Source organism: Paraburkholderia sp. SSBN10T, assembly GCF_056619545.1.
Genome location: NZ_JBWQQI010000018.1, coordinates 125,558 through 139,600, shown reverse-complemented (window position 1 = coordinate 139,600; position 14,043 = coordinate 125,558). Strand labels below are relative to the sequence as shown.

14 protein-coding genes and 1 tRNA gene are annotated in these 14,043 nt (G+C 63.0%); 13 read left to right on the top strand and 2 right to left on the bottom strand.

Annotation, left to right across the window (positions count from 1 at the left end):
- Positions 1 to 9 precede the first annotated feature (9 nt).
- The 8 genes from lptA (at position 10) to AC1ECK_RS25490 (ending at position 7,259) form a co-directional block, all read left to right on the top strand.
- Positions 10 to 681, top strand: a complete 672-nt coding sequence (lptA, locus tag AC1ECK_RS25525) for a lipopolysaccharide transport periplasmic protein LptA (protein ID WP_480324048.1) — start codon at positions 10 to 12, stop codon at positions 679 to 681.
- A 5-nt stretch (positions 682 to 686) separates the two neighbouring features.
- Positions 687 to 1,469, top strand: a complete 783-nt coding sequence (gene lptB, locus AC1ECK_RS25520; protein WP_480324046.1) for an LPS export ABC transporter ATP-binding protein — start codon at positions 687 to 689, stop codon at positions 1,467 to 1,469.
- Between the two features lie 182 nt (positions 1,470 to 1,651).
- Positions 1,652 to 3,166: an RNA polymerase factor sigma-54 gene (locus AC1ECK_RS25515; protein WP_480324044.1), complete on the top strand. Its 1,515-nt coding sequence runs from the start codon at positions 1,652 to 1,654 to the stop codon at positions 3,164 to 3,166.
- Between the two features lie 171 nt (positions 3,167 to 3,337).
- Positions 3,338 to 3,697: a ribosome hibernation-promoting factor, HPF/YfiA family gene (gene hpf / locus AC1ECK_RS25510; RefSeq protein ID WP_090684953.1), complete on the top strand. Its 360-nt coding sequence runs from the start codon at positions 3,338 to 3,340 to the stop codon at positions 3,695 to 3,697.
- Positions 3,698 to 3,985: 288 nt separating this feature from the next.
- On the top strand, positions 3,986 to 4,501 hold the full coding sequence (locus AC1ECK_RS25505; protein ID WP_137955000.1) for a PTS sugar transporter subunit IIA: 516 nt from the start codon (positions 3,986 to 3,988) through the stop codon (positions 4,499 to 4,501).
- A 143-nt stretch (positions 4,502 to 4,644) separates the two neighbouring features.
- A complete protein-coding gene (gene hprK / locus AC1ECK_RS25500; protein ID WP_480324042.1) occupies positions 4,645 to 5,613 on the top strand; it encodes an HPr(Ser) kinase/phosphatase in 969 nt (322 codons plus the stop codon).
- 80 nt (positions 5,614 to 5,693) lie between these two features.
- Positions 5,694 to 6,587 carry an RNase adapter RapZ gene (gene rapZ, locus AC1ECK_RS25495; protein WP_480324040.1) on the top strand — a complete coding sequence of 298 codons (894 nt, stop codon included), beginning with the start codon at positions 5,694 to 5,696 and terminating at the stop codon, positions 6,585 to 6,587.
- Positions 6,588 to 6,626: 39 nt separating this feature from the next.
- Positions 6,627 to 7,259, top strand: coding sequence for an LON peptidase substrate-binding domain-containing protein (locus AC1ECK_RS25490; protein ID WP_480324038.1), 633 nt, complete (start codon positions 6,627 to 6,629; stop codon positions 7,257 to 7,259).
- Between the two features lie 64 nt (positions 7,260 to 7,323).
- On the opposite strand, the gene mutY is transcribed toward AC1ECK_RS25490, so the two are convergent.
- Both mutY and mutM read right to left on the bottom strand, forming a co-directional pair.
- On the bottom strand, positions 7,324 to 8,454 hold the full coding sequence (gene mutY / locus AC1ECK_RS25485) for an A/G-specific adenine glycosylase (RefSeq protein ID WP_480324036.1): 1,131 nt from the start codon (positions 8,452 to 8,454) through the stop codon (positions 7,324 to 7,326).
- Positions 8,455 to 8,461: 7 nt separating this feature from the next.
- Entirely contained in the window at positions 8,462 to 9,292 is an 831-nt protein-coding gene (mutM, locus tag AC1ECK_RS25480; protein ID WP_480324034.1) for a bifunctional DNA-formamidopyrimidine glycosylase/DNA-(apurinic or apyrimidinic site) lyase, read from the bottom strand.
- 87 nt (positions 9,293 to 9,379) lie between these two features.
- Between mutM and AC1ECK_RS25475 the strand changes: the two genes are divergently transcribed.
- From AC1ECK_RS25475 to AC1ECK_RS25455, 5 genes are all read left to right on the top strand, one after another.
- Positions 9,380 to 11,221: a tetratricopeptide repeat protein gene (locus AC1ECK_RS25475; RefSeq protein ID WP_480324032.1), complete on the top strand. Its 1,842-nt coding sequence runs from the start codon at positions 9,380 to 9,382 to the stop codon at positions 11,219 to 11,221.
- A gap of 35 nt (positions 11,222 to 11,256) precedes the next feature.
- A complete protein-coding gene (gene lolB, locus AC1ECK_RS25470; protein ID WP_480324030.1) occupies positions 11,257 to 11,883 on the top strand; it encodes a lipoprotein insertase outer membrane protein LolB in 627 nt (208 codons plus the stop codon).
- A 52-nt stretch (positions 11,884 to 11,935) separates the two neighbouring features.
- The gene (gene ispE / locus AC1ECK_RS25465; RefSeq protein ID WP_480324028.1) at positions 11,936 to 12,817 is read left to right on the top strand and encodes a 4-(cytidine 5'-diphospho)-2-C-methyl-D-erythritol kinase; all 882 of its coding nucleotides are present in this window, start codon (positions 11,936 to 11,938) and stop codon (positions 12,815 to 12,817) included.
- Positions 12,818 to 12,869: 52 nt separating this feature from the next.
- Positions 12,870 to 12,946, top strand: a tRNA-Gln gene (locus tag AC1ECK_RS25460).
- A 43-nt stretch (positions 12,947 to 12,989) separates the two neighbouring features.
- On the top strand, positions 12,990 to 13,949 hold the full coding sequence (locus AC1ECK_RS25455; protein ID WP_480324026.1) for a ribose-phosphate pyrophosphokinase: 960 nt from the start codon (positions 12,990 to 12,992) through the stop codon (positions 13,947 to 13,949).
- Positions 13,950 to 14,043: the final 94 nt, after the last annotated feature.

Genomic DNA, 14,043 nt, shown 5'->3' with positions numbered 1-14,043 from the left:
CGTGACTGCATGAACGAATTGTTCCCCCGTTTTGATACCGGCCGCTCGCGCGGCTTGTCCGCGTGCCGCGCTGGACTTGTTGCGCTGCTGGTCGCGTTGCCGCTGGCCGGCATGGCGCCGCCGGCGCACGCCGAACGCGCCGACAAGGACAAGCCGCTCAATATTGAAGCGGACAACATGACCTACGACGACCTGAAGCAGGTCAACATCTTCACCGGCCACGTCGTGGCCACCAAAGGCACGATCGTCATCAAGGCCGACCGTGTCGAAGTGACCCAGGATCCGCAGGGCTACCAGTACGCCACCGGCACGTCGAGCGGCGGCAACCTGTCGTATTTCCGCCAGAAGCGCGAAGGCCTCGATGAATATGTCGAAGGCACCGCCATCCGCATCGACTACGACGGCAAGCAGGATCTCACCACGCTCACCACCAACGCCACGGTGAACCGCCTGCAAGGCCTGTCGACCGTGATGGATACGGTCCACGGCAGCGTCATCACCTATGACGGCCAGAACGACTTCTATACCGCCAAGGCGGGCAAGGATGTCGCCGGCCCCGGCAACCCGAGCGGCCGCGTGCGCGCCATGCTGTCGCCGCGTAACGGCGGCGCCGCGCCGCTCACCGGCGCCTCGGCCACGCTCGTCCCGTCCACCACGCTCCAGGGAACCCCGGCCCAGTGAACTCAGTGAATTCGCCCTCCCTCCCCCATCGCAAGCCGGCTGGGACCAGCAGTTCGCTGGCAGTTCGCAATCTGAAGAAGCGCTACGGTTCGCGCACGGTCGTCAAGGACGTGTCGCTCGACGTCAAGAGCGGTGAAGTGGTCGGCCTGCTCGGCCCGAACGGCGCCGGCAAGACCACCTCGTTCTATATGATCGTGGGCCTCGTGCCGCTCGACGCTGGCGAGATCGATCTGGACGGCAAGTCGATCAGCCTGCTGCCCATCCACAAGCGCGCCTCGCTCGGCCTGTCGTATCTGCCGCAGGAAGCTTCGGTATTCCGCAAGCTCAGCGTCGAAGAAAACATTCGCGCCGTGCTGGAGCTGCAACTCGACGAAAGCGGCAAGCGCCTCGACAAAGACACCATCACCACCCGCACGGAAGCGCTGCTCGACGAACTGCAGATCGCCCATCTGCGCGCCAATCCGGCGCTGTCGCTGTCGGGCGGCGAACGCCGGCGCGTGGAAATCGCCCGTGCGCTCGCTACCAACCCGAGCTTCATCCTGCTCGACGAACCGTTCGCCGGGGTGGATCCGATCGCTGTTCTGGAAATCCAGAAGATCGTGAAATTCCTCAAGCAGCGCAACATCGGCGTGCTGATTACGGACCATAACGTACGCGAAACGCTCGGCATCTGCGATCATGCGTACATCATCAGCGACGGCAGCGTGCTGGCCGCCGGCGCGCCTGGCGACATCATCGAAAACGAAAACGTGCGGCGCGTCTACCTGGGCGAGCACTTCCGCATGTAACGAGGCGAGGGGCTCCACGGCGGCATCTCCGGCCGCCCGCCCTTGCTGCAGCGGCCTTCCCGTATTTTTGACGCGGCAGGCCGCCTTCTCCCCCGCAGACCCAATCCCGGTGCACGCGTTATTGCGAATGTCGCAAGGTATCGCGGTCGTGGCAAACTCTTTACAATGAATCTCAACCTGCCATGAAAGCCAGCCTACAACTCCGCCTGTCGCAGCATCTTGCGCTGACCCCTCAACTGCAACAGTCCATCCGGCTGCTGCAGCTGTCTACGCTCGAACTGCAGCAGGAGGTCGCGATGGCGATCTCCCAGAACCCGCTGCTCGAAAACGAGGACGACTGGATCGCCAGTCCGTTGCGGGTCGCGGCCGACGGCTCGCTGATCGCCCAGGCGCCGGGCAACGCGGCGCCGGAGCAGATGGGCAGCAGCACCGCCACGTCGTCCACCAGCACCAGCGAGCGCGCCGAAAGCGGCGAACCGCAGGGCGTGGACGAGTACAACGGCCTCGCGGCCGACGGCAACGGCGACTCCAGCCAGTGGAATCTGGACGACTACGGCCGCTCCGGCACCGCCTCCGACGACGACGACCTGCCGCCGCTGCAGATCCACGAATCGAGCACCTCGCTGCGCGACCACCTGATGGCGCAATTGCGAGTCACCCAGGCGAGCCAGCGCGACCGGGCGCTGATCACCTTCCTGATCGAATCCCTCGACGACGACGGCTATCTGACCGCAACACTCGAGGAAGTGCAGGCCGACCTGCCCGAAGAACTCGAAGTCGACCTCGACGAACTGAACGCGGCGCTCGCGCTGCTGCACAGCTTCGATCCGGCTGGGGTCGGCGCACGTTCGGCTTCCGAATGCCTGAAGCTGCAATTGCTGCGCCTCGAAGCCTCGTCTACCCGAACGCTCGCCCTCGACATCGTGGCCCACCACCTGGAGCTGCTTGCCGCGCGCGATTTCACGCGCCTGCGCAAGCACCTGAAGGCAAGCGACGACGAACTGCGCGACGCACATGTGCTGATCCGCTCGCTCGAACCGTTCCCGGGCGCCACCTACGGCAAGGCCGAGGCCGACTACGTTGTGCCGGACATCATGGTGCGCAAGACGGGCCAAGGCTGGCAGGCCGAGCTGAATCCGGAAGTCGTGCCGAAACTGCGTATCAATCACCTGTACGCCAATATTTTGCGTAACAACCGCGGCGACCCGGGCAGCGGCTCGCTGCGCCAGCAACTACAGGAAGCCCGCTGGCTGATCAAAAATATCCAGCAGCGCTTCGAGACGATCCTGCGCGTGGCGCAGGCCATTGTGGAGCGTCAAAAGAGCTTTTTTGTGCACGGCGAAATTGCCATGCGGCCCTTGGTTTTGCGGGAAATTGCTGATACGCTGGGCCTACACGAATCAACTGTCTCGCGTGTGACAACCGGTAAATACATGCTGACCCCATTCGGGACGCTTGAATTTAAGTACTTCTTCGGATCACACGTTTCGACTGACACGGGCGGCGCGGCCTCTTCCACGGCCATTCGCGCCCTCATCAAGCAACTGATAGGAGCGGAAAACACCAAATCTCCCCTTTCAGACAGCCGCATAGCCGAACTGCTGGCGGAACAAGGATTCGTGGTCGCACGGCGCACCGTCGCGAAGTACCGCGAAGCCCTCAGGATTCCGGCAGTCAACCTGCGCAAGTCTCTTTAGCCCGTCGCGTCGTGTGGCGGGCATTTTCCGGCCGCTCCGCCCGTTGGCGGACAGGCCGGCCGATGCGACCTGCCAGTAGTCAGTCAACGGGGGATGACACAGGCGAGCCGTCAGATCGACCGGTACTGCCCCATCGTGTGGACCAAGCGGCCACTAGCTTGGAGAAGCACTATGAATCTGCAGATCAGTGGACACCATCTCGAAGTAACGCCAGCGTTGCGAGAATACGTGATCACCAAACTGGATAGGGTGCTAAGACATTTCGATCAGGTGATCGATGGCAGTGTGGTCCTCTCGGTCGACAACCACAAGGAAAAGGAAAAGAGGCAGAAGGTTGAAATCAACCTGCATCTGAAGGGCAAGGACATTTTTGTCGAGAGCTGTGACGGCGACCTGTACGCCGCGATCGATCTGATGATCGACAAGCTCGACCGGCAAGTTATCCGTCACAAAGATCGCCTGCAGGGTCATCAGCACGAAGCGATCAAGTATCAGCCGCTGGCGCCGCAAGTGGAAGTGCCGCCGCAATAAGCAAGATTAGAAGGGGTTTTCCTGACCTAGCTAAACCGCCCGGCGACGGGCGGTTTTTCGTTGGGTGATGCAGCCGCAAGCCTGGCGGGAGCCGGTCGCCGCATCGTGTCACGGCGGCGCTATGCGCGGCACTGCACATGGCACTACTATCCGTGGATGGCGCGCCGCACCATCCACGGTCGCGCTGTTCTATAATGGGCCGGTTACCATCGGGGTCAATCGGGGTTATTCAGCGGGAGTCCTGCGCTTTCGGGCTCCCAAGCACATCGCCGTGAGCATCAGTCGAGAATGGAACGCCACTCAAACGCCACAGCGAGGAGTATCCAGGCCACGTTTCCGCCTGCCAACATGAATCGTTTAGCCAAATTTCTTCCCCTCGAAAACGTCGTCGTCGGACTATCGGTCACCAGCAAGAAACGCGTCTTCGAGCAAGCGGGTCTGATTTTCGAAAACCAGAACGGTATCGCCCGCAGCACGGTCACTGACAATCTGTTTGCGCGCGAGCGCCTCGGGTCGACCGGTCTTGGCGAGGGCGTCGCGATTCCGCACGGCCGGATCAAAGGCTTGAAGCAGCCGCTCGCCGCCTTCGTGCGCCTCGCCGAGCCCATCCCCTTCGAATCGCCCGACGGTCAACCCGTCTCGCTGCTGATCTTCCTGCTGGTGCCCGAGCAGGCCACCCAGCAACACCTCGAAATCCTCTCGGAAATCGCCCAGTTGCTGTCCGATCGCGAAGCCCGCGAGCGGCTGCATACGGAAGAAGACCGCGAAGCATTGCATCGACTGCTCACTCAGTGGCAACCTTGATGCATCGGCGCCAATCCGCACGTCGGTCCCCCGCCTGCGAGCGGCTTGGGACCCGTGTCGAACCCGGCTCGCGCCGGCCAATCCGGCTGCGCTGACGCAGCCGGCGTATGCGGGGCAGCGGCCCACACTGGAGTCACGGACTCATGGATACGTCCAGCATCAACGCCCAAAGCATTTTCGACGACAACGCCGCCATGCTGAAACTCAGCTGGCTGACGGGGCATGAAGGCTGGGAGCGCGGCTTCTCGGCAGAAACGGTCGCCAATGCCACCTCGAGCGCCGACCTCGTCGGCCACTTGAACCTGATCCACCCGAACCGGATCCAGGTGCTCGGCGACGCCGAAGTCGACTATTACCAACGCCAGTCCGACGAAGACCGCTCGCGCCACATGGCCGAACTGATCGCCCTCGAACCGCCGTTCCTGGTGGTGGCGGGCGGGGTCGCCGCGCCGCCGGAACTGGTGCTGCGCTGTACCCGTTCGTCCACGCCGCTCTTCACCACGCCGATGTCGGCCGCCGCCGTGATCGACAGCCTGCGTCTGTACATGTCGCGCATTCTGGCGCCGCGCGCCACGCTGCACGGCGTGTTTCTCGACATTCTCGGCATGGGTGTGCTGCTCACCGGCGATTCCGGCCTCGGCAAAAGCGAACTCGGCCTCGAGCTGATCAGTCGCGGTCACGGCCTCGTGGCCGACGACGCGGTGGATTTCGTGCGCCTCGGGCCGGATTTCGTCGAAGGCCGCTGCCCGCCGCTGCTGCAGAATCTGCTCGAAGTGCGCGGCCTGGGCCTGCTCGATATCAAGACCATCTTCGGTGAAACCGCCGTCCGGCGCAAAATGAAGCTCAAGCTGATCGTTCAGCTCGTGCGCCGCCCGGATGGCGAATTCCAGCGCCTGCCGCTGGAAAGCCAGACCGTCGACGTACTCGGCCTGCCTATCAGCAAGGTCACCATCCAGGTGGCGGCCGGCCGCAACCTGGCCGTGCTGGTGGAGGCCGCCGTGCGCAATACGATCCTGCAACTGCGCGGCATCGACACGCTGCGCGACTTCATGGATCGCCAGCGCCTCGCCATGCAAGACCCGGACAGCCAGTTTCCAGGCAAGCTGATCTGAAACCGCACGACGCGCCCGGCTGTCGCAGGGCGCGCGCGGGGACCAGATGCTATGATGAAACGTACCGATTCGACGACTCCATGCGCATTATTCTGATCACCGGTATTTCCGGCTCCGGCAAATCCGTTGCACTGAACGCGCTTGAAGACGCTGGCTATTATTGCGTCGATAATCTGCCGCCGCGCTTTCTGCCGCAACTCGCCACCTATCTCGCGGAAGACGGGCAAGACCGTCTCGCGGTCGCGATCGACGCGCGCTCGAGCGCCTCGCTCGACGACATGCCCGCGATGATCCGCGACCTGTCGCGCGAGCACGATGTGCGCGTGCTGTTTCTGAACGCCAGCACGCAGGCGCTGATCCAGCGCTTCTCCGAAACGCGCCGCCGCCACCCGCTGTCCGGTTCGGCCTCGCGCAACGCCGACGTCGGCCTGCTGACGTCGCTGGAAGAAGCGATCGAGCGCGAACGTGAACTGGTGGCGAATCTGGCTGAATTCGGCCATCAGATCGATACCAGCAACCTGCGCGCCAACGTCTTGCGCGCCTGGGTCAAGCGCTTTATCGAACAGGAGCACAGCGGTCTCGTGCTGATGTTCGAGTCGTTCGGTTTCAAGCGCGGCGTGCCGCTCGACGCCGATTTCGTGTTCGACGTGCGCACGCTGCCGAACCCGTACTACGATCATGAACTGCGTCCCCTCACCGGGCTCGACAAGCCGGTGATCGATTTCCTCGGCGCGCTGCCCGTGGTGCAGGACATGATGGGCGACATCGAGATGTTCCTCGTGAAGTGGCTGCCCCACTTTCGCGACGACAACCGCAGCTACCTGACCGTGGCGATCGGCTGCACCGGTGGCCAGCATCGTTCCGTATTCATTGCCGAGACGCTTGCCGCGCGTCTTGCCAAACAGGCCAATGTAATCGTGCGGCACCGCGATGCGCCGGTCGACGTCGGCGAATCATCGAAGTTAGTGGCTTAACCGGCCGCACCGCGCGGCCTTAACCCGAAGCGTTGCGCCATGCCCTCTACTTCTGTGCTTGCCGATGTGCCGCTGTTTCCGCTGCACACGGTGCTGTTTCCCGACGGGCTGCTGCCCCTGAAGATCTTCGAAGCGCGCTATCTGGATATGGCGCGCGACTGCCTGCGCGAAAAAACGCCCTTCGGCGTGTGCCTGCTGAAAAGCGGTGGAGAAGTCGCGCAGCCGGACGAACCGTCCGTGCCTGAAAACGTCGGCTGCCTTGCTGAAATCGAAGAGTGCGATGTCGAAACCTTCGGCATGCTGCTGATCCGCGCGCGCGGTACGCGGCGCTTCAAGCTGCTGTCGCATCGTGTCGAGCCGAGCGGCCTGCTGGTCGGCATGGCCGAACCGCTACCCGACGACCTGCCGCTCGAAGGCAACGACCATCTGGCCAAATTCGGCGCCTGCGCGGAAGTACTGGAACGGATCATCGCGACAATCCGCGAACGCGATCCGGACAGTCTGCCGTTTGCCGAGCCGTTCAAGCTCGACGATCCGACATGGGTGTCCAACCGGCTTTCGGAGGTGCTGCCGATTGCCCTAAAGGCGCGGCAAAAGTTGATGGAACTGCCCGAAGCCGGCGCGCGTATCGACGTGGTTCATCACTACATGCAGCAGCATCAGTTGTTGTGAGGGCACCGGCGCGGTGGAGTTCGCGACAAAGCTAACGCCGCCAGCAGGCCCATAGCAGCAAGCGCTACAGCAAAGATCCGTGCAGACCGTCCAACAGCTTGCGCACCGGCGCCGGCACGCCGTACGCGTCGATATCGCGCAGCGCGACCCAAACGGTTTCCGCATCGCCGAGCGCCAATCCCGCCCAGCCAGCCCCGGCGCGATCCAGCTCCGCAAGGCGCGGCTCGATATCGAGCCGGAAATGCGTGAACGTGTGGGTGAGAGGCGCGAGCGGCGAGACGGCACCGGCGCCGCCGAATTCACGCACCCGCTCGGCTAATGCAACTTCGTCGGCCGCTTCCGGCAAGCTCCACAACCCACCCCAGATACCCGACGGCGGCCGTTTTTCGAGCATCACCGCGTCGCCGTCGCACAGCACGAGCATCCACGTGCGGCGCGTCGGCACCGCCTTTTTGGGCCGTGCAGCGGGCAGTTGACGCTGCCGGCCGGTCACGTTCGCCACGCAGTCAGGCGCGAACGGGCAGCGCTCGCAGTCGGGCTTGCCGCGCATGCAAAGCGTTGCGCCGAGATCCATCAAGCCCTGCGTATAAGCGCTCACGTCGGCATTGTTGGCGTTGGACGGCAGCAGCGATTCGGCCAGCGTCCACATGGCATTCTCGACACGTTTTTCGCCAGGGAAACCTTCGACGCCGAAAACGCGCGCCAGCACGCGCTTCACATTGCCGTCGAGAATCGTTGCGCGCGCGCCGAACGCAAACGACGCGATCGCCGCCGCCGTCGAACGGCCAATGCCCGGCAGGTCGGCCAACGCCTCGACCGAAGCCGGAAACGCCCCGCCATGCCGTTCGACTACCGCCTGCGCGCAACGGTGCAGATTACGGGCGCGCGAGTAGTAGCCGAGGCCGGCCCACAACGCCATTACGTCGTCGAGCGGCGCAGCGGCGAGCGCGGCGACATCCGGAAAACGCGCCAGAAACCGCGCGTAATAGGGAATCACCGTCGACACCTGGGTTTGCTGCAACATGATTTCCGACAGCCAGATGCGATACGGGTCACGCGTGTTCTGCCACGGCAAATCGTGGCGGCCATGCTGGCGTTGCCAGGAGATCAGGCGCGCGGAAAAATCGGCCAAGGCCGGCTTGACGGACAAAACAGGAACGGTGGCCGTCGAAGACGGCGTTAGGCGAGAGGGCATCGAAAAATTAGCGCTGGCAGGTCGGACAGAAGTAAGTCGAACGCTGCCCCTGCACGATCTGTTTGATCGGCGTTCCACACACCCGGCATGGCAGCCCCGCGCGATCATAGACGAAATAGTCGAGCTGGAAGTAACCGCTTTCGCCATTGCTGCCCACAAAATCGCGTAGCGTGCTGCCACCTTTGTCGATCGCGGCGGCGAGCGTCACGCGCACGGCGTCGGCCAACAGGTCGTAGCGGACCAGCGAAACGCGGCCGGCTGGCGTAGTAGGCCTGATGCCGGCGCGAAACAGGCTTTCCGATGCGTAAATGTTGCCCACACCCACCACGATCTCGCCCGCGAGCAGCGCCTGCTTGACGGAGACCTTGCGCCCGCGCGTCTGCCGGTGCATCAACGCGCCCGAAAACGCCGAGGAAAACGGCTCGACGCCGAGACCGGCGAGAAGCGGATGCTCCAGCACGTCACCGTCTTCGCGCGCATGCCAAAGCACCGCGCCAAAGCGCCGTGGATCGCGATAGCGGAGAATGAACTCGTCGAAGATCCAGTCGACATGATCGTGCCTGGCCGCCACCGGCAGGTGCGGCAGATTGCGCAGCACCCGCAGCGTACCGGTCATGCCGAGATGGACAATGAACCAGCCCGCGTCGATTTCGAACAGCAGGTACTTGCCGCGCCGCTCGACCTTGTGAATCACATGGCCCCGCAAGGTTTTCGCAAGGTCGGCTGGAATCGGCCAGCGCAACGCGGGGGTGCGGACGTCGACGCGCTCGACCCGGCGTCCGGAGACATACGGTTCGATTCCTCGTCGGGTAACCTCAACTTCTGGCAACTCTGGCATGTCTAACTGGTCTGCAACTTGCGTGAGTGGTTGTGCGCTTATTGTAGCGAGCGCGTTACAATCGTCCGAAACATTGAACGGATTTCCATGAACTTGTCCTTCGTGAAGCTGTTTTCGAAGCGCCCGGCGCGCACTTCCCGCGTGCCGCACGCCGTGTCCGCTCGCCGCTTGCTCGGCGCGGCGGCGCTTGCCGTATGGGCGCTCGCCGCCATGCCGGCGCATGCGCAAGATCCTTCTCCTGATTCGGACGACAACTCCGTCTCCATGCCGGATGCGCTCGGGGTGCAAACGGCGGACGACCAGAAGGATCTGCCCAGCGTCCCGCTGACGAGCCAGATCGTGTTCCAGGTGCTCGCGGCGGAAGTCGCCCTGCAGCGCGATCAGCCGGCGCCGGCGTATCAGACCTACCTCGCACTGGCGCGCGATACCCACGATCCGCGGATGGCGCAACGCGCTACCGAAATCGCGCTGGCCGCACAAAGTCCCTCGGACGCGCTGGCGGCTGCGCAGTTGTGGCAGCAGTATGCGCCTACGTCGGAACGCGCCGCGCAACTCGATGCTTCGCTGCTCGTGCTGTCGGGCAAGCCGGACGACGCCGAGCCGCTGCTCGCGAACGAACTCGCGAAGGTGCCGGAACAGAATCGCGGCAGCGCGATCCTCGCGCTGCAACTGCTGATCTCGCGCGGACCGAATCGCATCGGCGGCCTGCATGTGCTGCAGGACCTGCTGAAGAACGACCTGAACCGCCCCGAAGCGCAGCTCGCTATCGCCCGCCAGCAGATCGTGGCGAACGACGCGCCGGGCGCACGCAAGTCGCTCGAGCAGGCGCTCACGCTGAAGCCCGATTATCTGCCGGCTGCGTTGACGCTGTCGCAGATGGGCCCGGAAGAGCGCAAGGAAGGCATCGCCTCGCTGGAAAGCTACGTTCAGCAGAATCCGAAATCACATGATGCGCGCCTCGCGCTGGCGCAGATGTATCTCGCCAGCGACCGCCTCGACGACGCGCAAAAGCAGTTCGAGCAGATGCACAAGGACAACGCGAACGACCTGACGCCGATGATGGCGCTCGCGCTGATCAGCATCCAGAAAAAGGATTTCCCGACCGCGCAGACCTATCTGCAGCAGTATGCGCAGAAGGCGGAGAAGACGCCGGGCGCCGATGCAGGCCAGGCGTATATCTATCTCGCGCAGCTTTCGCTCGAACAGAAGAACGACGCGGCAGCGGGCGACTGGCTCAACAAGATTTCGCCGTCGAGCCAGCAATACATTCCGGCGCAGATCACGCGCGCCCAGTTGCTCGAAAAGCAGAACAAGCCTGACGATGCCCGCAAGCTGCTCGCCGGCCTGCAGACCCCGGACCCGCGCGATCAGGCCTTGATCGCCCGTACGGACGCCGCCATCCTGTTCGACGCGAAGCGTTATCCGGAAGCCGAAGCGCGGCTCGCGCAAGCCACCGCCGACTTCCCGGACGACCCCGATCTGACCTACGATTACGCGATGGCGGCCGAGAAGAACAGCCATTACGACACGATGGAAGCGCAGTTGCGCAAGCTGATCGAAACGCAGCCGGACAACCCGCAGGCCTACAATGCGCTCGGCTATTCGCTGGCGGACCGCGGCGTGCGGCTGCAGGAAGCCGACAAGCTGATCCAGAAGGCTTCGTCGCTGGCGCCGGACGACGCCTTCATCATGGATAGCGTCGGCTGGGTCAAGTACCGCCTCGGTGACATTTCGGATGCGCTCAAGCTGCTGCGCAAGGCCTACGATCTGCAGCCGAACGCGGAAATCGGCGCGCACCTGGGCGAAGTGCTGTGGAAGACCGGCGCGCAGGATCAGGCACGCGACGCCTGGCGCGAAGCGCGCAAGCTGGAACCTGACAACGATACGCTCCTCAAAACGCTCAAACGTTTTCAGGTGAACGATCTCTGATGCTGCTTTCGAACCGCCCTACCCGCTCTCTTCGCTTGTTCGGTTATCTCCAGGCGCCGCGTCGCGCGGCGCTTGGGCTGGCAGCGGCGGCGGCCGTCTCGCTGGCCGGCTTGACTGGCTGCGCCTCGGTCAGGCCACAACAGCCGTCGCTGTCGAACGCCACGACCTCCGTCACCGCACAGACGAGCCGCGCCTATCACGGCCGCTTCGCGGTTCAGTACGTCGACCAGAACGGCCAGCAACGCAACGCCTACGGCAACTTCGACTGGCAGGAAGCCGGCGATACGGTCACGCTGCAGTTGCGCAATCCGCTCGGCCAGACGCTCGCGATCGTGACGTCGTCGCCGGCCGCGGCCTCGCTCGAGCTGCCGAACCGCCAGCCGCTCACCGCCGACAACGTGTCCACGCTGATGCAGAATGCGCTCGGCTTTGCGCTGCCGGTCGAAGGCTTGCGCTACTGGCTGCAGCCATCGGCTGCGCCCACCTCGCGAGCGAGAACCGAAAAGGATCCGCAAGATCCGTCGCATCTGAAGGAAATCGTCCAGGACGGCTGGACGATCGACTATCTCGCGTATGCTGACGCACCGGCCACCGGCCTCAAGCGAGTCAACCTGAGCCGCGAGGAGCCACCGCTCGACATCAAGCTCGTGCTCGACCAATAGATCGGTCAGCGCCGCGTTGGCCTCGTGTTAGCCCCGCCATTTGTCCTGACTCATGATTGAAACGAACGATTCGCTGCGCGATTGCCTCGCGCCAGCGAAACTGAATCTCTTCCTGCACATCACCGGCCGCCGGCCGGATGGTTATCACGCGCTGCAGACCGTGTTCCAGTTGCTCGAGTGGGGCGACACGCTGCATTTCACGCGTCGCGACGACGGCCTCGTCACGCGCAGCAGCGACGTATCCGGCGTGCCGGCCGAGCAAGACCTGACCGTGCGCGCCGCACTGCTGCTGAAAAACCATACGGGCACGCAGCAAGGCGTCGACATCGAGATCGACAAGCACCTGCCGATGGGCGCCGGCCTCGGCGGCGGCAGCTCGGACGCGGCCACCACGCTGCTCGCATTGAACCGTCTCTGGAAGCTCGATTTGCCACGCGAAGAACTGCAGGCGCTGGCCCTGAAGCTCGGCGCCGACGTGCCTTTCTTTGTGTTTGGGAAAAATGCGTTCGCAGAGGGTGTCGGAGAAGCGTTGGAGGCTGTACAATTGCCCGCTCGTAATTTCCTTGTTGTGACGCCTCGGGTTCATGTTCCAACTGCAGCGATTTTTTCCGAGAAATCGTTGACAAGAGATTCAAAACCCCTCACAATTACGGACTTTCTTGCACAGCATAGTTGCAGCGCAGAATGGCCAGACAGTTTCGGCCGCAATGACATGCAGCAGGTTGTCGTGGGAAAATACGCGGAAGTTGCGCAGGTGCTTGGATGGTTTGAAAACATCGCGCCGGCGCGAATGACTGGATCAGGTGCAAGTGTTTTTGCAGCGTTCCGTAGTCGCGATGAAGCAGAAGCGGCGCAAGCCAAACTGCCGAGCGGCTGGAACAGCGCGGTAACAGCAAGCCTGGATACACATCCACTCTTCGCTTTCGCGTCATAGGTTTTGCATCGTCGAGCGGTCCTACACGCTCGGTGAAGCTCAAAGTTAGTGTAGGGGAGTCGCCAAGTTGGTTAAGGCACCGGATTTTGATTCCGGCATTCGAGGGTTCGAGTCCTTCCTCCCCTGCCAAAAAATTCTCGCATTTCCTCGCCCCCCAGCCAGAAGCAGGTGCATGATGAGCAGCCATGACGGCCTGATGGTTTTTACTGGCAACGCGAATCCCGCGCTTGCACACGAAGTCGTAAAAATCCTCGGTATTCCCCTCGGCAAAGCAATGGTCAGCCGTTTTTCTGACGGTGAGATCCAGGTCGAGATTCAGGAAAACGTGCGTGGCAAGGATGTCTTCGTCCTGCAATCCACCTGCGCACCGGCGAACGACAATCTGATGGAACTGATGATCATGGTCGATGCGCTCAAGCGCGCATCCGCTGGCCGGATCACTGCTGCTATCCCCTACTTCGGCTATGCCCGTCAAGATCGCCGCCCGCGTTCGGCGCGCGTGGCAATCTCGGCCAAGGTCGTGGCGAACATGCTGGAAATCGCCGGCGTCGAGCGGATCATCACGATGGATCTGCACGCTGACCAGATTCAAGGTTTCTTCGACATCCCCGTTGACAACATCTACGCAACGCCCGTGCTGCTCGGCGACCTGCGCAAGCAGAATCACGAGAACCTGCTGGTCGTGTCGCCGGACGTCGGCGGCGTGGTGCGCGCGCGTGCACTGGCCAAGCAACTGAACTGCGATCTCGCGATCATCGACAAGCGTCGTCCCAAGGCGAATGTCGCTGAAGTGATGAACATCATCGGCGAAGTCGAAGGCCGTACCTGCGTGATCATGGACGACATGGTCGACACCGCCGGCACGCTCTGCAAGGCGGCCCAGGTGCTGAAGGAACGCGGTGCAACCAAGGTGTTTGCGTATGCAACTCACCCGGTTCTGTCGGGCGGCGCCGGCGAGCGTATCGCTGCTTCCGCGCTCGACGAACTGGTCGTGACGGATACGATCCCGCTCGGCGAAGAAGCCCGCTCGTGCGCGAAGATCCGCTCGCTGACCAGCGCAGGTCTGCTGGCCGAAACGTTCTCGCGGATCCGCCGCGGCGATTCGGTGATGTCGCTGTTTGCAGAAAGTTAAGTATTTGCGAAGGCGCAACGTGATTCACGTTGCGCTTTTGCACAATCGGCATGAGCGAACGAAGGTTCGTGCCGTCGAGTCTGGGGCCTCAGCC